A 23,656-nucleotide genomic window follows, 5' to 3' on the forward strand; every position below is an offset into this window, starting at 1 on the left:
TGGGGGTTTGTCAAATGCAGTTACGATCCCGTGATGGTTATGCCTTTGGCTGCTTCACTACGCTCTCCACTTCCACAGGAAGATCGGTCTCATCGTGTTTTTCCACGGGCTGCACTTTGATTTCGACGGTCACGGGGACGGCGCGGAGGCCTTCGATGATGCGTTGCAGGCGCTCGATGGAAATTTCGGACAGGGTGGGGTTGGAGACGGCCTGTTCGATTTTTTCGAGTCCAGCGGTAAAGGCGCTCATCTGACCGGTGATGCGGCTGACGGGGTCGTTTTCACCCCCGCCGCCGGCAAGGAGGTTGCGGCCAAAGGTGCGCTTGATCTCGGTCCAGCGGGCGGTGTCGGCCTCGCTGGCAAGGTTGTTGATTTCTCTCCACTTGAGTAGGTTGGCCTCGGCGGATTGGCTAAGGGTCTGGGACTCGCCTCGATAATGATCCTCGATGATAGAATGCACTTCGGCAGCGGTCATCAGCGGCTGGATCTTCTCGGAGATCTTGTTCATGTTGCGGTAGCTGCCCTGGAGCTTGAAAGGAGGCTCGGTGCGGTAGGCATCTTCCATGGCGGCGCTGCGGATGTACTCCTGGTTCACGCGCAGGATGACCTCGCGGACTTTGAGCAGCTTTTCCATGACGGCGACGCAGTCGTTGACGTCTTCGGCGCTCTGGTTGCCTTCAAACTCGATGCCTTCGCGGTTGCCGGTCATGGCGATCTTCAGCGCGGCCATCGCGTCCTTGTGGCTGCGGGCGGCAACGCGGGCCAGGGCGGGATTGCTGGTCAGCGAGTTCTCGATGTAGCTGTCTTTGAAAGCGGCCTCGTGTCCGCCGAGGATGTCGCCGAGATTGTAGGTATCGGCACGGTTGGCGAGCATGTCCGGCACCTGGAACTTGCCGCCGACTTCGGTGTAGGGGTTGCCTGCCATAACGACGGCCACTTTGCGGCCCCGCAGGTCATAGGTCCGGGCTTTACCCTGGAAGACGCCTTCGATCCGGCGGGTGCCGTCGCAGAGGGAGATGAACTTTTGCAGAAACTCCGGGTTCGTGTGCTGGATGTCATCCAGGTAGATCATCACGTTGTCCCCCATCTCCAGGGAGAGGTTGAGTTTTTCGATTTCCTCGCGGGCGCTGGCGTTGGGAGCCTCTGCGGGGTCCAGCGAGGTGACCTTGTGACCGATGGCGGGGCCGTTGATCTTCACCAGGGTGATACCCAGGCGGCTGGCCACGTATTCCATGAGCGTGGTCTTGCCATAACCGGGCGGTGAAATGAGCAGCAGCAGGCCCATGCGGTCTGTGCGGGTATCATTGCCGACGGCACCGATTTGCTTGGCCAAGTTGGCTCCGATGATGGGCAAATAAACCTGGTCAATGAGGCGGTTGCGGACAAAGGAACTGAGCACGCCGGCCTTGAACTGGTCCAGGCGGAGCTGGGTGCGGCGGTCCAGGGCGAGCTCGTGTTTGAGCTTCTGGAAGCGCTCATAATCCGGGACGACAGTTTGATCATACTGCTGTAGGCGCGAGGTGAACTCGTGATAATCAAGCTCCATCTTGCCATCCTGGATGCGTGGATGGGCGCCGGTGAATCCAGTCAGCGTGGCTTGCGATGGAGGTGCTGCGGGCACGGCGGCGGGCGGCGTGTCTTTGAGCACCAGCAGGGCGGCGGCTTCGACGAGAATGCCGATATCTGTATCCGCATGCAGGGCGCGCAACCAGTCCAGCGCGATTTCAAAGGAGAGCCAGGGCTGGGCGGTGAGGGCATCCAGGCTGTCATCAAAATCCTTGGAGGCATGTTTGATGATGAGCTCCTTTCGGAAAGAACGGAGCAGCTCAAGGGCGGGGGCGGAGCGCGTGAAAGGCAGCGCGGGATGCTTGCGGCTGAGGTGCTGAAGCTCATCCGTCAGGCAGGCGGCGACGGCGGCATGCAAAGCGGCTGAACTGCTGCCCAGGATGTCCTCAAGGCCCGTGAGTCGCTGGCTTTCTGCCGCCACGCGTGCGGCCAGGGCGGCATTCACTTCGGTGGAAGACTGACCTAACAAATCACGCATTCTCCCTTTGGCTGTCATGCGGGCGGAGAGAGCTTGCTTTTCAGCCGTGTCCTCCCAGGCATGCCAGACCATCAGTGCAAGACCGCGCACCAGCGGTGAATGCCTGAGCAAACCGAGTGCCTTTTGCATCTCCAGCAAAGGTAGCAGGATGAGGGCGGCATCGTGGTCATGCACGCCTTTGGTGTAACCTTCATGATAACGCTGGGCCATGAAGTCATGCACCGCCTGCGGAGAGAATTCGGCACCACTTTGCAGGAACTTCCAGGCCAGGTATTCCGCCCGATACACAGCGGCATTTTCTGAAACGACGGGCTGGTCCCACACTGTTTTCAACGCGTCCAGTTCAGGGTGCGTGAGTGTTTCAAAGTACCGGGTGCCAGTGAGGTGAAAGGCCAGGCCCTCTTCACGCGGCAGGATGGTCAGCTCCAGAGGCTGGCGGTTGACGCTGAACTTGTGCTTACCGAACTGGATCAAATCACCGCCATCGGCAAACAGATCGGCTTTGTCACGGATCTCTTTGAGCGAATCCTGCTGGAGCGTTTTGAGCTTGGTTTGCAGCTCATCGGCACGCACGCTGTCGCCGAGTTTGCGCAGCTCCTCAATGAGGTCGCGCAGCTTCGCCACCATGGCATCGCCCGCCAGCCAGGAATGCACTTCCTCCGGCTTGGCAAAGTTGGCCAGCCGGTTGCGCACGCTGGTGAGAATGCGCTCAGCAGACTGGCCTAACGACTGGGCGCGGCGGTTGCGCGCATCCACCAGGGAAAGGCGGCGCGCCTCGAAGGCGTTGTGAATCTCCTCGCGCTTGATGGTGAGCTCGGCAGCGTATTCATCGAAGTCGGAAAAGCGGCTCTCCAGTTCCTCGATCTGCACCATCACGCGGGTGAGGGATTCATCGCACTTTTCTGGTGTAGTGGCGACTTCGAGGTAATTCAGCACGCTCTGATTCAGCAGGCTGAGCTGGGCCTGGAACTGGGCGGCACCTTCCACCTTGGCCAGTTCGTTGCGCCGGTTGCGCAGGACCGAGCGCACCTGATTGAGCTGGGCAAACAGCGTGGAGATGGCTTCGATGATGCGGGTGGTTTCCGTCGCGTCCTTGATCTTCAGGCTGCTGACGATGCCGGTCAGCATTTCCAGCTCGCTGCTGGATTTGGCCAGGGCCTCCTCCACCTCCTGCGCATCGGTCACTTTGTTCAGCGTCGGCACGCGTTCCTTCTGGACGGTGATCTGTTCGCGATAGGGGTCCAATGCCTCCGGCTTCAGCAGGAAGGCCACACATTTTTCAGAAAGCTTGTCCGTGGCCTCCGCCACGCCCGTGTCCATGCGGGCGAGCGTTTCCAGGTCCACATAACGCACATCCCGCAGCGCGATGATCTGCCCACGCAGCTCACGCAGGGTGGCGAGGAGGTGGACATACCCGAGAATGTCCGCAGGGTCGGTGCTGTTGGCGGCGCTGAGGTTTTTATTGACCTCCGTTTGCAGCGCCTCTGTCTGGTCGCTAGCCGCCTTGCGCATGCGGCTGACTTTTTCAAACTCACCCAGGGCGGCTTCGGCGGTGGTCTTGATTTCGACGAGAGACTCCTTGAGTTTGTGGGCTTCCTCTTTGTCCACCCAGAAGTAGCTGTCGGCAATGTCCCCTGCCGCGCGGGCCAGTTCCACATAGAGGCCGGAGAAGGAATCATCTTTGGCCAGCAGAGTCAGTACTCCATTGCACTCGGCCATGCAGCGGACGATCTCCGCATTGCCAATCTTGCTGAGGAAGGTCTGGCTTTTCGTGTGCGGGCTATCATCAGCGGTAACAAAGGGCGTGCGCCAGGACTGGACGACGTGATGCTTGCGCGGCTCGGCATCGCCCTGAAACAGGATCAGCTCACCTGAAGCGAACAGGCTGTAGCCATGACAGATGATGGGCGTGGCAACGCTCTGCGTGATGAGGTTGTAGCTGAGCAGCAGGTACGAGCCGCTCTCAACATGGGCGAAGACGAATAGTGTGTCCTCGCCATTGGCCGCAGCGATGCGGCGGTCAAAGCGCATGGGCGGCAGCCCGGTGTCGAAACGTTTAACCTCGCCCGTTTGCAAGACATAACCATGCGGGAAAAGGACGCCGTGATCATCCGGCAGCAGCACGCAGGATTCCGCAATGCTGTCAATGCGATGAGCTTCACGCGTGCGCTCGTTGAAGACGAGGTAGCGCCAGGCCTTCTCCTGATATGGCAGCACCTTCAGCAGGATGAGGTTGCCGACAATCGCATAGTGAACCTCGGCATCGTCCAGGGTCTGGTCGGCATTGTCCACGGGCTCATTGTAAATGCCGCGTCCGGTTTCGGTGTTGTTTTCCACCTTTACCGTCAGGTCGCCGCCGACGGTCTCCACAAAAACGCGGTCCTCGATGCTGATGTGCGGGTGGAGACCGTAGCGGTACATGTCCCGCCGCGCACGGGTCCATTCAAACTCCTGGGCAACGGGAAAAACAAACTCGTGATCGAAGCGGTTGCCGAGATATTGCAGTGTGCCGGCTTCATCATTGACCAGCCATTTGAAGCACTTCACCTCCGAGGCATCCCGACCCACCTGCATGCCCATGTAAAGGTGCGGGCCGATGCGATGAAACTTCAGGAAGGAGGCGTTTTTATAATAGCGGTACAGGTAGTCGAAGTCCTCTGTGAACGCCTTGTCCGCCAGCATGTCTTCCTTGTTAGGATGGAAGCTGTGATCGTCCGCGTGGAAGTCATAAACGCCAAAGACATCCGCCACATGCATCTGCGTGCGCAGTCCCAGATGGACATTATAGCCGAACAAAAAGCGTTTCGGCCCGATGGCCACCATGTCACGCGGCACACAGTTGTTATCCGTGGTTAGGCGGGTGGTGGCCAGCAAGGCCGTGTCAATACCGCCAAACTCCTCCTTACGGTCCGCATTCAGCGCATCCAGCCGCCGCTGCAGCTCCGCACCATGCTTGTCCAGCCGCTGACGAATGACTTCGTAAGCGCCAGCTTCAAGCTTGGCGGCAGGGGCCTGGGGAGTGGGGGTAGGATCGGACATAGGGAATGCCGACGATTCGTCAGCTTAAATAATGTGAATGCCTGCCGATGAAGCGTCGGCCTCCATGTTACTTCTTGACTGCCTTCCCGCCCAGCAGCGCGCTCACCGTCTGCTCTGCCAGACCAAATCGTGACGCGGCACCGAACATGCCGGTGAGCTTGTTCAGGGTGGCTTCATCGGGGTTGAGGCCGATGAGCTTGGCGAACAGGGCGCTGAGGGTGAGGTTTTTGGTGTCTTCGGTGGTGAGGCCGAACTGGTCCACGACGTTCTTTAACTGGGCCTTGAAGTACTCAGGATCACCATTGAAGAAGGTCTCCTTCACATCGGAGAGAGTGCGGCTGCCTTCGACGAGACGGTCCACGGCACGGGCATTGCCGATGGCGTTGGTGATCTTGTCGAAGAACTGCGTTTCGCCACCGACGATCTCGATCTTGGCGGACTTCATGGCTTCGCCAAGCACGATGGCCTGCTGCTCGGCGATGTCCTTCTGGATGTTGATCTGGGCAAGCTCGACGGCCTTCTCCTTTTCCAGGGTGAGCTTGAACTCTTCGTGCTCGCGACCGGCGTCTTCGAGTAGCTTCATGGCCTGGGCTTTCTTGGTGATGCCATCGGCCTCAGCCGCCAGCTTGAGCTGGGTGACCTCGGCATCCACAGTGCCCTGTTTCTGTGAGGCTTCCGCTTTGGCCAGGAGAACCTGAGCTTCACCCAGACCTTCAGCCGCAGCCTGGGCGGCACGTCCTTCGGCCAGGGCTTTTTCAGCGGTGGCTTCGCGGGTGGCGGATTCCTGTTTGGCCTCGGCCAGGGTGAGCATTTCCTGGGCACGAAGCTGGGCGGCCTCCTTGGAGGCATCGGCGGATTTTACGGCGGTGTAGGCATCCTGGTCGGCGACGAGACGTGCGGCTTCTTTCGCAGCCTCGGCTTCTTTGATCTTCTGGATGAGCTGCTCCTGGGCATTTTTCTCGGCATTGGTCAGTGCCACCTGCTTCTCACGATCTGCCGTGGCGAAGGCCTCGGTGTCCTTGATCTTCTGTTGCTCAACGACGACGGTTTTTTCCAGCACGACACGGTCCCGGATGACCTCCTGGATGTTCTTGCGCTCCACTTCCACCGCCTTCTCTTTCTCGATGGTCTTGAGTGTGGTGATGCGCTCGCGCTCGATCACTTCCAGGTCACGGTCACGGGTGACACGTTCCACTTCCACGGCATCGGTACGCTCCTTGTTGCGCTGGGCCACGAGGACCTGCCTCTCCATGTTTTCGTTGGCAATGGCGATCTCTTCATCGGAGGAAATCTTCGCTCTCTCAGACTTAAGCCGCTCTTCGGACTGCACTTTTTGAGTCTCCGCTTCTTCACGGGCCTTCACACTTTCAACATCACGCTTCTGCTTGGCTTCCGTCTCCGCAAGCTGCCGCTCAAGCTCCAGGATGGCCTCACGGGCTTTGACGTCCTGCTGCTTGATGATCTGCTCCTTGTCACGCTGGATGTGGTTGGCCAGCTTGGCCTGGGTAGCGGTCAGCTCGGTGATCTTTTTGATGCCTTCTGCATCCAGGATGTTCTGCGGATCCAGATTTTCAAGCTGGGTCTGCTCCAGAAAGTCAATGGCGCAATCGTCCAATGTAAAGCCGTTTAGGTCGGTGCCGATGACCTTGAGGATCTCTGTTTTGAAATGGTCGCGCTCATTGTAAAGCTGCACAAAGTCGAAGCGCTTGCCGACGGTCTTCAACGCCTCTGAAAACTTGGCATCGAAGAGCGTGCGCAGCGTATCAATGGCAGACGCACGAACGCAGCCGATGGACTGGGCCACGCGTTTGACATCCTCGTCAATTTTATTGATCCTGACAAAGAAGGCCACCTTGATGTCCGCACGGATGTTGTCTTTGCAGATCAGGCCTTCTGTGGCCTTGCGCTCGATCTCGATGCGCTTGACGGAGATGTCCATGTATTCAGCCTGATGGGCGATGGGAATGATCATCATGCCATTGAACGACACCTTGGTGCCGCCAATGCCGTTTCTCACAATGGCCTGGCCCTGCTGCACCTTGCGGAAGAAGCGCGAGATGAGAATCAGGATCCCAAAGATGATGAAAAGGCCGACCAGTGCCGCGAAGGCAAAGGCGGAGATCTCAATGCCGAAGAAAGCGAGTGGATGGGGTGTTGCGGTCATGGGAGTGTGCTGCGGGGTGGGATGGATTCGACGTAGTAAAAGGAGCCTTCGGGAGACGCCTCGAGGACACGGACGCGGTCCCCTTTCTGCAAAGGATGCTGACCGGGATGCAGCCGGGCATTGACGAGTGCTGGTGCTCCGCCCTGGTCCACTTGGACCTGGCCATAACGGTCATCCAGGGAGGTGGTCATCACTATGCCAGTGTGCCCCTGGATGGTCTGGCTTTCACTGTCTGCATTGGCCATGGCACCGAAGAATTTGCCCACGGGCAGAGTGACGATCTTGGTCAGAACAAGACTGACGATGCCATTCGGAACAAGCAGCAGGGCGGCGGTGGCCAAGTCGCGATTTCCTGGCTCTCCGTTAAACCGATAATTCAGGATCACTCCGAAGACCCAGAGAAAGAGGGCAAAGAAGCTGCCCCACACCGCGATGGGCACTTGCGAGAAACCAAAGACTCGACCCGCAGTCAGCATCGCGCCGCCCAAGGTGCCTCCCGATGAATGAGCCGAAAGATCAGGAGCATCTGCGCCTCCATCAAAAAAATCGAGATCAAAATCCAATGCACCAATCATGACCAGCAGCCAGTAAAACACCACCATGCCCAGCAGCGCAGTGAGCGGCAGGTTATGCAGGGAGAGGGCTTCTTGGAAGAGTTCGATCACGGGAAGGCAATAACTGAGGATGATTTAAGCAGACCCCCAGTGCCTGTGCATTATAATTTCGATGTCAGTTTCTTTGGCCACAGCTTCACTTACTTAAAGTGACAGAAGGATTACTCCATTTCAGCCCTTAACTTCTTAGCTGTCCCAATGATGTGCTCCTCCACCTTCGGGCTCCAGCGGGTGGGGTGCGTTCCCCATTTCATGGCATCACCGCCCTCATAACCGCCCTCTTTCCACACCCGCAGGCTGGGAATGTAACTGGGCACGTCGTTGGTGTAGGCACTCACCCAGATATGAGGGTCCTTGAGCTCCCTCTTCAGCCGCAGTGAATAATCCACCACCACTTCCCCCGCCAGCATCACCCAGGTGAGCTCCGGCCCCAGGCGGATGACCTGGACGGGATACGGGTAAGTCTGCGGCAGCTTCCCCTGCTCCTCCAGGAGCTGCAGCGTGCGCGTGGCATGGTCGGCGTCCAGCTTCACCTTGGACTTCTGTTTCTCCAGCAATTCTTCTCGCGTCGGCAGGGTGTCATAGGCCAAAGGTATTTCTTCATAGGCCGCGTGGATCTCTCCCATCAGCGGTTTCATGCGCGTGCCCAGGGCGGACTCTACAGCGGTGGCCAGCGTGATCCCGTGTGTCTGGGCCAGTCCTTCATTCCGGCGCGGATAGGGGTTCTGGTCTCCGCTGCAGCCATTCATAAACATGGCCACCGTGCCCGGATGCGCCTTCTCCAGTTCCGCCTGCGCATAACCCGCGTAGTCGGCATTGAACTTCTGATGGCTCTGCGTGGTGCAGTGGCAGGCGTAACCAAAAACGTAACAAACATCCTTGCCCTCCGCATCCGCCACCTTCAGCACCGGCACGGCGTGATCCACGGGGCCATCAGGATTGGGGAAGTTGCTGTAGGTCCCCTTGTCATTGGGCGTGCGGCGGTTCATGGCAAAACCGCATCGCGCCTGGCTGTAGTCCAGCGTTGCCGGAGCCGCCTTTTTCAAGGCTTCGCCAACCAGTGCCACGAGTGTCGTTTGCAACTTGTCCACGTATTCGATGACTTCCGCCTTGCGCTGGTCGGGCAGGTCGGTATTGCGGGTGCGTTCAGGCCGCAGCTCCGGGCCACTGTGGGTATGGCTGGCATTGATGGCCAGCCGGGCGGGGGGAATGCCAAACTGCTTTTCCACCTGCTCCGCCACATGCACTCGCACATTTCGCGGCACGCCGATGAGATCCAGGGTGATGAGGGCAAACTTGCCGCCCTTGCCATCCTCGATCACAAGGGCCTTGGCATACAGGTCCTGCTCCACGCCTTCGGCAGGTTTCTTCCGGCTGGCATACCCGCCCATCCAGATCATCTTTTCCGGGGTGATTTTTACCGAGGCCGCCCCGGCCTTCCATACCGGGGAGGCAGGCCTGGACTGGGCCAGAAGCATGGCCGTGACAAATACCAGCAAGAGAGGGAGAAGCCGTTTCATAACGGATTCAATCATCGCCCTTGCCGCCGACTTCCTTGCAGCCGGTTCGCATGTTAAAATGATCTTACTGGATGGGGAACGGGCTGATGTCGAATTTCTCCCCATTCTTGGACTCGAAGTAACCTAGGCTGATCTTGTCGCCAAACAGCGCCACCCAGTTGCCTTTGGAATCCTGCGCCAGCGTCGTGTCATAAGAGGCCACCAGGCTTGGCCAGGGCAGGCCCACATCACCGCGCTTCGGCTTGGGGGCATCAGCGGCGTTCTTCTCCTTCAGCCAGCGCACCAGTGTCCAGGGGGCGAATTCCAGCCGCACTTCGGCATTGTATTCGCTTTCCAGGCGATACTTCAGCACGTCGAACTGAAGCGGCCCCACTGCGCCTAACAAAGGAATGCGTACGGCTGCATCTGGAAGCTCAAACGGCTGCGCCACACCTTCCTTGAGAAGCTGGTCCAGGCCGTCACGGAAGCGCTTGAACTTGGACGTGTTTTCATTGTGCAGATAGGCAAAGCACTCCGGCGGGAAGGTGGGCATCTCGTCAAACTGGATGCCGGGTTCATCCGCCAGCGTGTCGCCAATCTGAAGATCGTAATTCCCCACCAGGCCGACCACGTCGCCTGCCCAGGCCTCGTTCACCGTTTCACGCTCCTGGGCGAAAAGGCGCTGTGAGTTGCCTAACCGCATGCGTGTTCCCGTGCGGGTGTTCACCGCACTCATGTCCCGCTGGAAGCAGCCGGAGACGATGCGGATAAAGGCCACACGGTCCCGGTGCTTCGGGTTCATGTTCGCCTGGATCTTGAAAACGAAACCGCTGAAGGCAGCGCTGGCAGGCTCGATGAACTGCTCACCGGACATGCGCGGGGCAGGCGGCGGGGCGATCTCCAGGAACCGGTCCAGCATCATCTGCACGCCAAAGTTGTTCATCGCACTTCCGTAGAAAACCGGCGAGAGCTGGCCCTTGCGCACCTGCTCAAAATCAAAGGGAGATCCGCCCCCTTCCAGCAGATCCAGCTCATCCACCACACGCTGATAAACCAGCGGCGGCAGCGCATTGCGAACGCTGTCGTCCTCGATCCCCTTTACATTCACCGGTGCACGGAACTTGCCGCCGACAGTACGCTCGAAGAGATGCACCTGGTTGGATTCACGGTCAAAGACACCTTTAAAATCCACCCCATCGCCAAGCGGCCAGTTCATCGGACAGGCGGCAATACCGAGCACGCGCTCCAGCTCGTCCAGCAGCTCCAGCGGCGGCCGGGCCGGACGGTCCAGCTTGTTCATGAAGGTGAAGATCGGCACTCCACGGCGGCGACAGACTTCAAAGAGTTTCAGCGTCTGGCTTTCGATCCCCTTCCCCGCGTCAATAACCATGACGGCCGCATCCACGGCGGTCAACACGCGGTAAGTGTCTTCAGAGAAGTCTTTGTGACCAGGTGTGTCCAGCAGGTTCACCACGCAGTCCTTGTATTCAAACTGAAGCACCGTGGAGGAGACGGAAATGCCGCGCTGCTTTTCAAGCTCCATCCAGTCGGAGGTCGTGGCGCGCTGGTTCTTGCGTGCCGTCACACTGCCCGCGAGCTGCACCGCACCGCCATATAGGAGCAGCTTTTCCGTCAGCGTGGTCTTGCCCGCATCCGGGTGCGAAATGATGGCGAAGGTGCGGCGACGGCTGACTTCGTGGGGGGCTTTGGCGGCAACTTCGGACATGGCAGTAGAAAAGGGGCGGTCTCCTTCGCCTCCAATGAGCCTTTTCTCAAGGAGATTCCCGGAAGATGCGACGGCGTGCCGTCGTTTCAGCGGCCTCATGAAACGGAATGTCCTGCTACTTGCCCTCCTCACCGCCGCCCTTCCTTGCCTGGCCGCCGACATCGAACCCACCCTTGGCAAAAAGGGGGCTCTGCTGGAGCACGAGACTTTTGACGGCCCGGATGTTCCCAAGGGCTGGGCTGCCAATACTGGCAGTCTGCGCATCGTCGAAGGAAAACTCCACGCGGCGGAAAAATCCAGCGACAAGCACATCGGCGCCTTCCGTCACCGAATTCCTTTGCAGGACTGCGCCGTGCAGTTGGACTTCAAACTTGGCCCCATGCGCATCATCAACCTCGGTTATGACCCCGCTCCTGGTGAGCTGAAAAAGAAAGGCCACCTCTTCTCCGTCGTCGTCACGCCCAAAAGCTGGTCGCTGATTGAGCACAATGACAAGTCCAACCCCGAGTCCAAGACAAAGACCCATGCCACGGTCAAAACTGACTTTGATCCTGAAACCACCTACACCCTCCTACTCGAGTGCAAGGGCAATGACATCGTCGCCCACGTGACCGGCAAGGAGCCGCTGAAAGCTTCAGCCCCGGATTTCCATGTCAAAAAACCCGGCCTCGTCTTCCGCATGGGCGGCAAGGATGGCCAGGAGGTCGTGATGGATAACGTCAAGATCTGGGCGTTGGAGTAGGGCGGTAGATCCCCACTTTACCGGCTTCGCATCACTCGGAGAGTGATGAATACTGTACTCACTCGGCCACGCGTTTCGTCTTGGAGCCGCCGCCTTTCCAGACATCATACTTGGGGTCCGCGTGGGTTGCAAAAAAGCGGTCCAGTTGTGTGGCCATGTCCTGGGTGATCTCTTCCATCCCTGGCTGGCCATACAGGTTGAACCGCTCCTGCGGGTCCGCTTCCATGTCGTAGAGTTCATAAGGGCCTTCGGGAAACCGGGAGACGTATTTCCACCGCTGGCTGCGGATGGCGCGGCAGGTCTCCATTTCATAAAAGACCGTGTTGTCCCAGTCAGCGAGGGGTTTGCCTCGCATCACCGGCGAGAAATCACGGCCTGGCAGTTTGGGTGAGGCTGGCGTCTTGTTCCCCAGGCCCAGGTATCCAAGGACGCTCGGCAGGAAGTCGTAGTTGCTCACCAGCAGGTCGCTCGTGGCCCCGGCGGGAATGACGCCGGGCTGATGGAAGATCAAGGGGATCTGCATCATCAGTTCATGCGCGCCGATGGGTCGTGTGTGATCGCCCATTCCCCACAGGCCGTTTTGCCCGCCCATCCAGCCCTGGTCGGCGGTATAAACCACGAGAGTGTCCTTTTCCAGGCCCAGCCGTTTCAGGGCCGCCATCACCTGCCCCACACCGTCATCCACACCGCTTACCTCGCTGGCCATGCGGCGGCGGGCGGCATCGGTGTTGTGAAACTTTTTGTTATGGTGCTGCCAGGGGTGCATCGCATCACGAGGGAATGAGGGCAGTTCCTTGTCCGCATAGTAGGCCGCATGGCGGTTACGTGCTTCATTCAGCATCAGGTTCCCCAGCGAATACGGGCCGTTGTAGGCCAGGAACAGGAAGAACGGCCGGTCCTGGTTCGCCTCGATGAACTCAATGCCTCGCCTTGTCCAGAAATCCGTGGTGTAATCCGTCACCTTGGTCACCTGGCCGTTTTCAATGATATCCTGGTCATAAAACTCCCGCGTGCTTCCATCCGGCTTCGTCACCCAAAAATCAAAACCCTCAGACGGCGTCAAATTCGCCCCCAGATGCCACTTGCCGCTCAGGCCGCAGGCATAGCCCTCCTTATGCAAAATCTCTCCCAGGGAGGTGAACTCCTCCAGCGTGTTATACGCCTGGGGTCCCATCATAAACTTGGGATCGAGAAACGAATGTACCCCGTGCTGGGATGGAATGAGCCCGGTCAGAAACGTCGCCCTCGTGGGAGAGCAGACCGGATTGCTGCTCAGCGCCCGGTTAAACTTCAGGCCGCCTGCTGCGAGCGCATCAATGTGCGGCGTGCGGATGTCTTTGTTACCATAGCAGCCCAGCGTCCACGCGCCCTGGTTGTCCGTGAGGATGAAGACCACATTCGTCGGTTTCGCCACCACAGTCGCAGCAGTCATGGCCAGCGCCATCAGTCCGGAGAGCCAGGTTTTTCCCATCATGCCACGATGACATCACAAGCACCCCGGCTTGTCCATCCTGGAAAGACATTCACTGGACACTGAAAACGGAACGCCGATATCTTCCCTCTATGGAAGACCTCGCCGCCCAGATGCAACGCGATCTCGAGGAGATCGGGCGGACGCACATGCCCTTTGGCAAATACGGGCCGCAAAACCATCCGCCTTATGGCGTGCCCATCTATGACATCCCGGCGGAATACCTCGGCTGGTTTGCCAACAAAGCCGGCTTCCCCAAAGGCCGCCTCGGCACCCTGCTGCAGATGATCCACCAGATGAAAGTGGACGGCTCCGACATCGTCTTCGACATCTTCCGCAAACAGCGCGGCGGCCCCACCCGCCTGCGCCCGGAAAGAAAGAAGCGCTTCGATTTTCCTGAGCAGGGATGAAACTCCTGCTTGTTGCCATCCAGTTTCGGCCTGCGCTCCTGGAGCGCAAATACGCCATCAAAGTGCTCCGGCGGAAGCCTCCTGGCAATGCCGTGCGAGGCATCGCATCGGCTTACACGGGTGAGGCCATCGCCGTGCCCCAGGGGCTCTGGCTGGCCTCCTGGAAAAATCATCACGGCAGGCTGGAGGAGCTACAGCGCAAGCGACGCATCGCCAGCAGCCCGATGGCATGGTAAAACGGCAGCACGAAAGACAGGCCGCCACACCCTGCTGCGCGAGGCTGCTTGAACACGAGGACCTCAGCCATCAGCAGCGCAGCAGGCTGGAAGCCCTGCTGGCGGCTAACGACCCCATGGAAATAAGGCAGCGGATTGAGAAACAGCTCAAAGATCAGCGGCCTAGGAGCTTGCTGATGGCGTCGTTGCCGCTGGCGCGCTGGACATCGAAGGTGCCGGTGACGGGCACAGGCGTGGCGAGGAGCTTGCCTTTCATGTCCTGGGTGAGGATGCCGGAGAAGCTGCCTTTGAGGGCGAGTGAACCGCCGGGCAGGGGGGTGACGGTGTCGAGGGTGATCTGGCACTCCTCGGTCTGGGCGTTGTCCGTGACGGCGGTACCGGGGGCATTGTAACTGAGCGTGCGTGAGCCGTCCTTGATCTGGAGGGTCTTGGGATCCAGGGCAAAGCTGACCTGAAAACTGGTGCGTTTTTCCCCCATCATTTCGGGTCCATTGGGGCCGATGTTGCCATAGCCGTCCAGGGTCACATAAAGGTTACCGGCGATGAGGCGGAGAACGGCGGAGTGAATGGACTTCCCCTCCATGCTTTTGGCGAAAGCGGCGGCTTCCGCATTGTCGGTCCGGCTGCCGACTTGGGCACCGAGATTGGCGGCGAGCACCTTGGTGGTGGTGGCGAATTCGTGCGTCTTGCCCTGCATGTCCACCCGGATGGTGCCGGTGCCAAAGTGGCTGGGTCCGAACTGGCGAAGCTGCGGCTCGGCGGCGGTTGTCGAGGCTGGAGCTGCGGGGTTGGCGGAGGCCGAAGGGGAGGCGGCATCACTGGGGGTGATCTCCACCTCTGCGCCTTTGATCATGCTTCCGGTTTCATCCAGGACGCGGATTTCATAAAAGCCGGGTCTGGCCGGCATGGGCAGGACCTGGTCCTGTGCACCGGCAAGCTCGGCGGCATCGGTCTCAAACAGGGCGGGGGCGCTGCGGTCGTCCGAATGCAGGGCGATCTTCCCCTGGAACCCTTCGGGGATTTTGAAGGTGATGGGGAAGAAGCCGTCTTTGAGAAAGGGAGTCTGCTGGGGCGGCTCCAGGGTGATGTCCATGGAGTTGAAAAGGGGCTTCAGGGTGAAGTGCTGGCCCACGACGCCGGGCTGGACATCGGCGACGAGGAGGAACTGGCGGTCACGGGTCTTGGCGAAGAGCTCCCATTTCCCCGGCAGCAGGGAGAAGGTGCGGTCACCGCCGCTGCCGCTGGTGCCGCCGCCGGGGCGGCCATCGCGGACGTTGCGGGCACCATCGGGACCCATGGGTACATAGGTCCACTGGATACCTGCATCCGCCGGGATGCCGGGGAGGGTGACGCGGACATCTAGCGGTGCTTTGGGGTCTGCCGGGGCGGTGGGCGTGGTGAGTGCGGCTTCGCCGCCTTTGGCGGAAATGAGCCACTGGGTGGGCTGGGCGGTGGGGGGCTTGGGCGCTTTTTCCAGAGGAATGACAAAGGCGTGCTCCTGGGCCTGGGCATCCACTTCAATCACGACGCGGTGGAGGTTGCCATTGACGAAGGCCTGCACCTCCCAGAAGCCGGGGGCGAGCTCCCAGACGAGCTCCTGCTGCTTTAACATCTTGGATTCGGAGCCTTCCATGCTGCGGGCGAAGGTCCACTTACCCTCCGGGCTGAGGTGGACAGGCTTCACGCTCCACATGACGGAGCCGGTGAGGGGTGCTTCGGCATCGCCATCCAGCATGAGGGAGACGGGGATCTTGCCTGCGGCGGGGGCGGTGGATGCTGCGGCGGGGGCGGTGGATGCTGCGGCGGGGGCGGCTGCAGATGCTGGCATCTGCGGAGCGGGAGCGGGAGCAGAAACGCCGGATGAACTTGATGGAGTGGCTGCCGGAGCAGCGGCAGGGGAGGCTGCATCAAACTCCTCGGCGCTGACGACATTGACAATGACGCTGGTCTCGGGGGAGACGTTCTTGTCGGCTGTGCGGGCCGTGAGGAACAGGGTGTATTTGCCTGGCTGGGCCGGGGCATCCATGAGACCCTGATTTTTCTGGAGGTGGGTGGAATACCACACGTCATGAAGCTGGCGGCCATTCTTGGAAGGCTGTTCCCCGGCGAAAAGCCGGAGCCGGTCGTATTCGCCGCGGCCACTGGTGATTCTCGGTTCAAACACGGTCCCGGCGACGACACGCTCCGGCACTTCGAGCTTGAGTTCGGGCTGGGCGACGAGTTCCACCTCCTGCTGGGCCAGGATGGTGGTCTTGGGTTCTCCATGGCGTATGAAGGCCAGTTTATAGCGACCGGGCTCTTTGGGCATGTGGAGGCTGGCGTGGTATTCCCCGGGCTGGATTTTTTTCCCGGCGAACACATACCGGTTCTGTCCGCTGGCGACAATGCGTGTGAGCGGGTCATCCAGGGGGAAGATGCCAACTTTATACTGCGCCCTCGCATTGCCAGGCGGCGGAGTCTTGACAGCAAAAGACAGGTAGGCCTCGACACCGGCTGTCAGCGGGCCTGCGGAGGTGAACTCCACGGCCATCGGTGGGGCGGTGAAGTCAATGTATTGAGAGTTAGCATTGGGCACGGTGATGTTGCCTTCAGCACGGCCCTCGGCCCCTTCTACGATGATGGTCCAGGTGCCGGCCGGGAGCTTGGGCTTCAATCCTGCACCTTTTTCCAAACCGAGGTCGCGGACGTTGCCCTCAGCGTCTTTGGCCTTCCAGTCCATGAGACCAGAGGGAAGGCCGGTGCCGGTGTCTTTAAGCTGGAGCGAGATATCAAAAAGCTTTTCTTCAGGCGGCTGCGGGGGCGGTGGGGGTTCTGCGGCAGGTTTGGACACGGACTGCTGGAGCGCATCCAGAAGCTCCTGGCCGTTGCTGGGATTGAACATGAGGCCACCGGTGAGCTGGGCGATGCAGGAGAGGGAGGCGGCCTCCGCTTTGGTGAGGCCGAAACCAACGACATGGGCACGGATCTTGATGCCGGTGGCGATGAGCTCCTCCGCGACGGCGCAGGGATCTCCGCCGCAAGTCTCCAGCCCGTCCGTGATGAGCAGGATATTGGCGCTTTCCGCCGTGGGCGGGATCATCGCGGCGGCGCGGCGCAGGGATTCCGCCAGCGGGGTCATGCCTTTGGGCAGAAGGGAGCGGATCTTCTGAGCGACGGCACCAGGGGTGACAAGACCGGTTTCCACAATCACCTCGATGTCCTCACAATCGCCGCGTTTGCGGTGGCCGTAGGCGATGACGCCGAGGGGCTGGGTGGCATCGTAGCCGTCCATGAACTGGCTCATGACCTGGCGGGCGATCTCGATTCGGGTAGAGTTTTCCATCTTGTTCCACATGCTGCCGCTGGCATCAAAGACGACGATGTTCGCCATGGCTGGCTCCGCTGAGGATGCCAGAGGGACAAGCAGTCCGGCAAGACTGAGAGCTAAAATTTTAAACGGATGTTTCATGATGAAATTCAATATCTGCGGATTTGGGCGCCCTGCTATATACTGCCCTTTAAACAAAGGTATGGTTACACCCTGGTACCCACATGGGATGGATCAACAAAGGGCGCATGTGCCGGACGGCACATTCCAGCTTGCTCAAAGCCAGAGAAGGGGTGATGAAACATCAGGCATGCTACCCCCCGGCATGAGACGGATGAAGATCTTCAAAGGCTATGAAATCCTCTTTTTCATTATCCTCATCACAGCTGGCGAAGTTCAACCGGCAACTGGCGGCGTTTTATGAAACAGCCTTTGAACGGGGTCCGCTGGATGCGGCGCACGAAGCGCTAGCTTCCCTCATTGGCGGGCAGATGCATCTCGCGTTTGTGACCCAAGGCAGCAGTGAAGTGCTGTTTCCAGGAGGGATCGGCGAGCAAGGGCGGGATTTTTTAACAGCCACCATGGGGACGGTGGCCAGCCATCCGCTGATCTACCGGACGGGAGGTGCGGTCATGGCCATCTCCGATGTGCTGAGCCAGCAGGAATGGACCCGGCGCGCAATGTTCCAGGCGGCGGCGGATTATCTGAAAATGGAGGATTCCCTGGGCACGGACCTGCCGCTGGATGAGGAGAGCACACTGAGTGTGTGCGTGATCCGCGAGCAACGCGGCTATGCGGAGGCGGAGCGGATGTTTTTCCAGCTCTTGCTGCCGCACTTCCGCAGCGCGTGGCGCATGCATGGCAGGCAAAGGATGGGGGAGGGTGCCATGCGCATCCACTGCCTGAATGAGCTGCCGGACGGCCCTGTGGCGTTGAGAAGACAGGTGACCGAATGTCTGGACACAGGATCTCCGCATCCACCCGGACCGGATGAACATGACCTGGCGGAGGAACTGGCGCAGACGATCCAGCAGATGCGGGCGGGAGGCGCTGCAAGGCACCATCCGGGACAGACCAAGATCCACCGCTTGCAAGGCCGCCATGGGGCGTGCGCGGTGGTTTTAATCCCGCCAACGAAAGATCAGCCAGGCTCAATGGTCATCCGCCATGATGAGGGAGGACAACACCTGCTTTTACTGACACCCAGGGAGCGGGAGGTGGGCCGATGGCTGTGCGAGGGCAAAACGAATGAGGAGATCGCCATCATCCTGGGCATCCGTGCGGGCACCGTGAAGAGGCATGTGGAGAACGTTTTTGCGAAGCTGCATGTACCGAACAGAACGGCAGCGGCGCGGATGCTAATGCAGCGATGATCAGGCGCGGGTGGCGGTTTTCTCAGCGGCCAATATTTCCAGAACGCGGAGGGTTTCGCGGACATTGGTTTCGAGGTCCAGAGGATGGGCGCAGGGGACGGGGCGGGCGTGAGGCCTGGCCATCCAATGGCGGACGGCAGTTTCCAGAGCATCCGTATCCTCCGGGGCGGGAAGCACATGGCCGTTGACGCCTTCAGTCAGCCATTCGGCAGCGCCATTGAAGATGCTGGTGATGACGGGCAGGCCGGCGGCGAGAGCCTCAGGCACGACGTTGGAGCTGGGCTCGTAGATGGGCAGAAAGGTGAGCAGGTCTGCGGCCGCATACGCATTTTCCACTTGAGGCATGGGCCCGGCGAGAATGACATTGGCCGGCGTGACGCTGCGCAGGTGGCCTTTGCCGATGACAAGCAGCTTCACCTGCGGATCTGTTTTCTCCAGACGCTGCATGAGTCGTAACAAAAAGTGCAACCCCTTCCGCTCCCAGCCGGAGCCTACAAAAAGGAGGACAAAATCACTCTCCGCCAGGCCGAAACGCTGGCGGGTCGCGGTACGGTCGCCCTTTTGAAAACGGGCGGTCTCCACGCCATTGCGGACCAGGTGGATGCGGTCTGCCGGGAAGCCGAACTCGCTTAAGATCTCCTGCCGGACCATGTCGGAATTCACAATGATGCGGCGGGTGACGGCGGGATCGAAAGTGCGTTTTTCCAGGGCCATCATGCTGCTGTGGAAGGCCCCCATGCCGATGAATGGCCGCCGCCACCAGGTGGCATAGCGGCGGCGCTGGTCTAACCATCTTTTATGCACACCATCCCCGGCGCGATAGACGTCCTGGTAGACGGTGCGCTCCAGGCTGAAAACGACATCATAATCCAGCGGGGCGATGCGCTGGGCAACAAGCTCGGCGAAGCGGACAGGCCGCAGGGCGCGGGGGGCGCGGACAGCCACTGGGTGCAGGGTGACGGCGGCGGGGGCTCCCTGCCATTCCTGGGCGTAAAGGTGGACATCATGACCGGCCTCCACCAGGCCGGTAATGAGACGCTGAAGATAAAGCTCAGCCCCGCCGGTGGCGGCGTACTGACGGCGGATCAGCGCAAGCTTCATGGAGCGGTGGCATGCAGGGCATCCGCCAGACTGAAGGGTCCCGTGGGGGGGGCGGGCGGCGGGGAAGCAGGCGCGGCAGCAGGCTGGGAGAGCAGGCTGCCAGCTGCGGCCAGGAGGCTTTCGGCGGTGGCCGACTCCTCATGCTCCATCAGCAGTACGCCCTGGGGGACGGACAGCAGGGTGAGGCAGAGCGGATGACCGTTTAAAGTGATGCTTTTGACCGGTGCGGTACCGGCGCGGATGGCCAGCTCGGTACCGGCCGCATGGACGGCATGGCCCAGGGCGGCGATGCTGGCGGGATCCGATTTCAGCTCTCCGCAAAGAATGCTGAGAAAGCCATTGGGATGGATGAGTGCGGCAGTCAATGGATCTTTAAGTTGAATAATAAGTTAGGCCACTCCCTGTCTGGAAAAGCTTCAGGCGGCGGCAAGAGCGGCTTTGTTTTCCGGCAGCTGGGCCTGGAATTTCATCAGCACGGCCTGGGAGATGGCGTTCAGGGTGGCAAGGATGTTGCGGCCGCCGCGGGCATCGGCTTCAAAGCTGACCCAAGGCTCGGGGCGGTTGTTGAGGAGGAATTCGAGATACTCGACCGGGGCGGCATTCGGCAGGTCGCGTTTGTTATATTGCAGGACCAGAGGCAGACGGTCCAGGGAGCTGCCATTGAGCCGGAGGTTCGCCTCCAGCGCCTGGAAAGCCTGGACGTTTTCCCGCTGGCGGTCCAGCTGGCTGTCCGCGACAAAAACCACGCCGTCCGCCTGGCGGAGGACGAGCTGCAAGGTGGCGTTGTACGTGACCTGACCGGGGACGGTGTACAGGTGGAAAGCGGTCTTGTAACCGGGAATGGCTGCACTTTCGACACTCAGAAAATCGAAGAACAGGGTACGGTCCTGCGCGGTGGAAAGACTGACAAGGTCACTGCGACCGTGCGGATCCAGCTTGGCGTGGATCTGCTGGAGGTTGGCGGTCTTGCCGCTCAGCGGGGTGCCGCAATAGACGATCTTGAAACTGACCGTCTTTTGCTCAGGATGGATGGCAGGCATGGGAGGACGCGGATTTAATCCAGCATCCGGGAAAGCTCGCGCGCAATCAAGGTGATCTTGTCACGAAGCCCCAAAGAAGGGTCCGCATCATGAAGAATGCCGAGAATGGCTCCTTCAGGAAAACAAAAGGTCATGAGACGGTCCCCGGAGGTGAGAGTGAAGGTTTCAGCATTCTCTATGCCGATGAGCGGTGCCAGGGTGCGCAGGTGATGGGCCAGATCGGTGGCCTGCTTTTGGAATTCCCGCGCCTGCGGCTTGTGGGCACCGGCATGGGAGATGGCGCGGTCTCCTTGCAGGCAGACACAGGCCGCAATACCGGGCAGGCTGCAGACCATCTCCACCACGCGCTGGGGCGTGAGATCGTCGTCTGTGCCTAACAGAGCCCGAAGGAGGATCTGGTCCGGATTGGTATCATGTGACTTGATCCCCATGGCGGGGGATGCAGTGCTGCTGCTACGAGGCGCAGGTTTCGCAGGCACAGGGGGTGAAGCGCGAGGGCGGGGAGGAGCAGCATCCGGCTCAAAAGCGGGAGGAATGAAGCTGGATGCAGGCGGCGGCGCAAGGGCTGGCGGCTGCGGGGGAGGCGATGGAGGCATTTCCGGCTCCTCCTGGACATCCACGATGTTTGTAGCTTCCTTACCAGTGAAGGGATTGGTGACGGGGATGGACGGGGCAGGCGGAATCTTGGAATAAAAGTCGCCCGGCGGCGCACCCATGAGCTCAGCACTGCTAAAGCCATCTGACGGAGGCTGCGGATAGGCAGGCGTGGGGGCTGGAGGCTCCTGACCGGAGTTCGCCAGAGGATGCTCTGGCTGGGAAAAGGGAGCACCGGGCTGAAATGCCGCTGTCGGCGGTGGTGGTGCCGCCTCCTGGGCTGGCGGCGGGGGAGCAGACGGCGCTGGAGCGGGCGCAGGCCGGGCAAAGGGGTTCGATATCGGCGCGGCCGGGGCCGCAGGAAAGCTGCCCATGCTGGCAGAATTGAAGACAGGTGACGCGGCATTGGCGGCAGCCGTGAAAAGCGGCACACCACTTGGAGCCTGTGCTGAAGGTTCTGGAGCCACCGGAGAGGCAGGCTGAAAGGACGGAGCTTCAGCCCCAGGAGGCAGACCGGACGCAAACAGCGGTGCCCCGGTGCGGCCTGGCTGTGCCATGGGCACTGTCATAACCGGAGAAGGAGCAGATGCGGGGGGGCCGCTGCCCAAGGCGGACAGGTTGGGCAAGGTGGGAGGGCCGTTCCCGGCCAGGGCGACCGTGATCTCCTCTTGGGGGACCTTGAGTTGAAAATCCCGCTTGGCATGGTTGAGGACGTTGCGGAAACCGACATCGGTGATGCCATCCACCAGCTTGCCCAGTTCCACCAGCGGCGCAGGTGTCTGAGCCCACTCCCGCACTAGGGCCGCGGGCTGGCTTGTCATGATCCAGGTCGGAACCATGATGGGATCAAACCCCAGTTCCGCGACGCTGTAACCGCGCAGCAAGGAAGCGAGACTGAGCCGTAAATTTGGCCCGGCGGCAGGAGCAGGACTCTGGACAGCCAGATGCGCCGGAGCAGCAGGAGAAGCCCCAAAGGTGACTGGAGCAGCCGGGACATCCGGTGCCTGCTGCCCGGTCGGAACCGCCTTGGACCCAAAGAGACTGGCGAAAGGGGATGCCGGGGCAGCCACCGGTGGAGAAGAAGCGGGCGCAGGCGCTAAGGCAGGAGCCGCAAAGGCTGCGAAAGGAGAGGCCGGCGTCTCCGCCGGGCCGCTACCAAAGTTGGCTGTGCCAAAAGGTGAAGCACCGGCGGGGGGGCTGGAGCTGGGAGACTGAAACATGCCAGCTGAGGGCACGGGAGCGGCCGCAGGGGCAGGTTCTGGCGGTCGCACCCCAAATGGCGAGTTCTGAGGCGGCTCTGGCTGCGGTTGCACCTGGACAGCGGCTGCGGCAAACGGGCTGCTGGGAAAAACAGGCGGACGCCCACCACCCGGCAGGGAAACGGATGCAGGCACCTCGCGCTGGATGTCCGCCAAAGGTGGAGGCGGGCCATTGCGCCGTGGCGGAAGCGCCGTGGCACCCGGTGCAGGTGCAGAAAAGGGGCTGGCCGGAGCCGGTGACGCGGCGGGTGCCATGCCAAAAGGGGAGGCCCCCATGGCAGGCGGCTGACCTGCTGATGCCTGCTGGGCACTGGCGATCAGGCGGGGCAGCCGGGCGGCAGGCAGCGGCACCATGCGCGGGTCCTGAGGTGAAACAGGTGACTGAAACAAGGCCGGGCAGACCCGGTAAATTTCAAAAAGCGGCAGCGCTGCCTGACCGCTGCGCAAAGCGGCATCCAGCACCTGGGCGGAGATGGCCACAGGCTGATCGGGCGACAGGCCGTTCATCCGCACCATATCCGGCGGAAGCTGCGGCAGAACATCCCCGACCGTCAAAGGAGCACTGGTAGGTGCCGCCCCCTGCGCGGCGAAAGGGGAGGCCTGCACTGCCGATGCCTGCAAAGACTCTCCCGCGACCGTTTTAAACAAAGGACCGGCTGCTCCAAAGGGAGAGGCTGCGTTCAGGGGTGGGGCTTGAAAATTCTGCATGGGTGGCGCGCTGTTCATCGCGATTTCCGGGGCGCCGACGTGATTTCCACCAGCAGGCATGTCAGCCACTCCCTGACCTTGTGAGTCAGCAGATTGAAACATGCTGCGAAACGAAAATCCCATCGGAAGCGAGAATTGATGTCATGGAATTGGGAGCAGCATTGGCTTCTCCCCTTGCTAATCGGAAATGGACCTCTCTTTGAGCACGCCATTTGTACAACATAATAATCAGGTCTTCTTAAGTCCAGGCATTTCATCGGGAAGCCACACCTTTGACATCATGCATTGTGCACATTGTAAACTCACCGGCTCCATAAGCTGATTGCGGT

General features: G+C 60.4%; 15 protein-coding genes. 4 read left to right on the forward strand and 11 right to left on the reverse strand.

What is annotated here, in order from left to right; all coding sequences use genetic code 11:
- Positions 1-37: 37 nt before the first annotated feature.
- From WJU23_RS02575 to WJU23_RS02595, 5 genes are all read right to left on the reverse strand, one after another.
- Positions 38-5,083, reverse strand: a complete 5,046-nt coding sequence (locus WJU23_RS02575; protein ID WP_346330963.1) for a DNA repair ATPase — start codon at positions 5,081-5,083, stop codon at positions 38-40.
- Positions 5,084-5,150: 67 nt separating this feature from the next.
- Positions 5,151-7,247: a flotillin family protein gene (locus WJU23_RS02580; RefSeq protein ID WP_346330964.1), complete on the reverse strand. Its 2,097-nt coding sequence runs from the start codon at positions 7,245-7,247 to the stop codon at positions 5,151-5,153.
- Entirely contained in the window at positions 7,244-7,912 is a 669-nt protein-coding gene (locus WJU23_RS02585) for a hypothetical protein (RefSeq protein ID WP_346330965.1), read from the reverse strand. The genes WJU23_RS02580 and WJU23_RS02585 overlap by 4 nt, the downstream gene beginning before the upstream one ends.
- A gap of 110 nt (positions 7,913-8,022) precedes the next feature.
- The gene (locus WJU23_RS02590) at positions 8,023-9,381 is read right to left on the reverse strand and encodes a neutral/alkaline non-lysosomal ceramidase N-terminal domain-containing protein (RefSeq protein ID WP_346330966.1); all 1,359 of its coding nucleotides are present in this window, start codon (positions 9,379-9,381) and stop codon (positions 8,023-8,025) included.
- A 64-nt stretch (positions 9,382-9,445) separates the two neighbouring features.
- Entirely contained in the window at positions 9,446-11,086 is a 1,641-nt protein-coding gene (locus WJU23_RS02595; RefSeq protein ID WP_346330967.1) for a peptide chain release factor 3, read from the reverse strand.
- A gap of 97 nt (positions 11,087-11,183) precedes the next feature.
- On the opposite strand from WJU23_RS02595, the gene WJU23_RS02600 reads away from it, so the two are divergent.
- Positions 11,184-11,828, forward strand: a complete 645-nt coding sequence (locus tag WJU23_RS02600; protein WP_346330968.1) for a hypothetical protein — start codon at positions 11,184-11,186, stop codon at positions 11,826-11,828.
- 58 nt (positions 11,829-11,886) lie between these two features.
- On the opposite strand, the gene WJU23_RS02605 is transcribed toward WJU23_RS02600, so the two are convergent.
- The gene (locus WJU23_RS02605; RefSeq protein WP_346330969.1) at positions 11,887-13,302 is read right to left on the reverse strand and encodes a sulfatase-like hydrolase/transferase; all 1,416 of its coding nucleotides are present in this window, start codon (positions 13,300-13,302) and stop codon (positions 11,887-11,889) included.
- A gap of 89 nt (positions 13,303-13,391) precedes the next feature.
- Here WJU23_RS02605 and WJU23_RS02610 point away from each other — a divergent pair, with 89 nt between their 5' ends.
- Positions 13,392-13,709 (forward strand): DUF3820 family protein, encoded by a 318-nt coding sequence (locus WJU23_RS02610; protein WP_346330970.1) that lies wholly within the window; start codon positions 13,392-13,394, stop codon positions 13,707-13,709.
- The gene (locus WJU23_RS02615) at positions 13,706-13,945 is read left to right on the forward strand and encodes a hypothetical protein (RefSeq protein ID WP_346330971.1); all 240 of its coding nucleotides are present in this window, start codon (positions 13,706-13,708) and stop codon (positions 13,943-13,945) included. The genes WJU23_RS02610 and WJU23_RS02615 overlap by 4 nt, the downstream gene beginning before the upstream one ends.
- A 154-nt stretch (positions 13,946-14,099) precedes the next feature.
- On the opposite strand, the gene WJU23_RS02620 is transcribed toward WJU23_RS02615, so the two are convergent.
- Positions 14,100-17,393 (reverse strand): VWA domain-containing protein, encoded by a 3,294-nt coding sequence (locus WJU23_RS02620; RefSeq protein ID WP_346330972.1) that lies wholly within the window; start codon positions 17,391-17,393, stop codon positions 14,100-14,102.
- A 212-nt stretch (positions 17,394-17,605) separates the two neighbouring features.
- On the opposite strand from WJU23_RS02620, the gene WJU23_RS02625 reads away from it, so the two are divergent.
- Positions 17,606-18,625 (forward strand): helix-turn-helix transcriptional regulator, encoded by a 1,020-nt coding sequence (locus WJU23_RS02625; protein WP_346330973.1) that lies wholly within the window; start codon positions 17,606-17,608, stop codon positions 18,623-18,625.
- Here WJU23_RS02625 and WJU23_RS02630 read toward each other — a convergent pair whose 3' ends face one another.
- The 4 genes from WJU23_RS02630 to WJU23_RS02645 are packed head-to-tail and all read right to left on the reverse strand — an operon-like array spanning position 18,626 to position 23,327.
- Positions 18,626-19,726 (reverse strand): glycosyltransferase family 4 protein, encoded by a 1,101-nt coding sequence (locus WJU23_RS02630; RefSeq protein WP_346330974.1) that lies wholly within the window; start codon positions 19,724-19,726, stop codon positions 18,626-18,628. It abuts the gene before it with no gap.
- The gene (locus WJU23_RS02635) at positions 19,723-20,091 is read right to left on the reverse strand and encodes a hypothetical protein (RefSeq protein WP_346330975.1); all 369 of its coding nucleotides are present in this window, start codon (positions 20,089-20,091) and stop codon (positions 19,723-19,725) included. Before WJU23_RS02635 ends, WJU23_RS02630 begins: the two co-directional genes overlap by 4 nt.
- A gap of 51 nt (positions 20,092-20,142) precedes the next feature.
- A complete protein-coding gene (locus WJU23_RS02640; protein ID WP_346330976.1) occupies positions 20,143-20,766 on the reverse strand; it encodes a GTPase domain-containing protein in 624 nt (207 codons plus the stop codon).
- A gap of 14 nt (positions 20,767-20,780) precedes the next feature.
- Positions 20,781-23,327, reverse strand: a complete 2,547-nt coding sequence (locus WJU23_RS02645) for a hypothetical protein (RefSeq protein WP_346330977.1) — start codon at positions 23,325-23,327, stop codon at positions 20,781-20,783.
- Positions 23,328-23,656: the final 329 nt, after the last annotated feature.

The organism is Prosthecobacter sp. SYSU 5D2 (assembly GCF_039655865.1).
In the GTDB taxonomy this organism is placed as follows: domain Bacteria; phylum Verrucomicrobiota; class Verrucomicrobiia; order Verrucomicrobiales; family Verrucomicrobiaceae; genus Prosthecobacter.

What these genes read in the sequence shown, in the direction of transcription:
- WJU23_RS02640 (WP_346330976.1), bottom strand. Translation starts at nt 20,766, where the DNA reads ATGCCTGCCATCCATCCTGAGCAAAAGACGGTCAGTTTCAAGATCGTC.
- WJU23_RS02590 (WP_346330966.1), bottom strand. Translation starts at nt 9,381, where the DNA reads ATGAAACGGCTTCTCCCTCTCTTGCTGGTATTTGTCACGGCCATGCTT.
- WJU23_RS02595 (WP_346330967.1), bottom strand. Translation starts at nt 11,086, where the DNA reads ATGTCCGAAGTTGCCGCCAAAGCCCCCCACGAAGTCAGCCGTCGCCGC.
- WJU23_RS02620 (WP_346330972.1), bottom strand. Translation starts at nt 17,393, where the DNA reads ATGAAACATCCGTTTAAAATTTTAGCTCTCAGTCTTGCCGGACTGCTT.
- WJU23_RS02610 (WP_346330970.1), top strand. Translation starts at nt 13,392, where the DNA reads ATGGAAGACCTCGCCGCCCAGATGCAACGCGATCTCGAGGAGATCGGG.
- WJU23_RS02600 (WP_346330968.1), top strand. Translation starts at nt 11,184, where the DNA reads ATGAAACGGAATGTCCTGCTACTTGCCCTCCTCACCGCCGCCCTTCCT.
- WJU23_RS02615 (WP_346330971.1), top strand. Translation starts at nt 13,706, where the DNA reads ATGAAACTCCTGCTTGTTGCCATCCAGTTTCGGCCTGCGCTCCTGGAG.
- WJU23_RS02575 (WP_346330963.1), bottom strand. Translation starts at nt 5,083, where the DNA reads ATGTCCGATCCTACCCCCACTCCCCAGGCCCCTGCCGCCAAGCTTGAA.
- WJU23_RS02625 (WP_346330973.1), top strand. Translation starts at nt 17,606, where the DNA reads ATGAAATCCTCTTTTTCATTATCCTCATCACAGCTGGCGAAGTTCAAC.
- WJU23_RS02630 (WP_346330974.1), bottom strand. Translation starts at nt 19,726, where the DNA reads ATGAAGCTTGCGCTGATCCGCCGTCAGTACGCCGCCACCGGCGGGGCT.
- WJU23_RS02645 (WP_346330977.1), bottom strand. Translation starts at nt 23,327, where the DNA reads ATGCAGAATTTTCAAGCCCCACCCCTGAACGCAGCCTCTCCCTTTGGA.
- WJU23_RS02605 (WP_346330969.1), bottom strand. Translation starts at nt 13,302, where the DNA reads ATGATGGGAAAAACCTGGCTCTCCGGACTGATGGCGCTGGCCATGACT.
- WJU23_RS02580 (WP_346330964.1), bottom strand. Translation starts at nt 7,247, where the DNA reads ATGACCGCAACACCCCATCCACTCGCTTTCTTCGGCATTGAGATCTCC.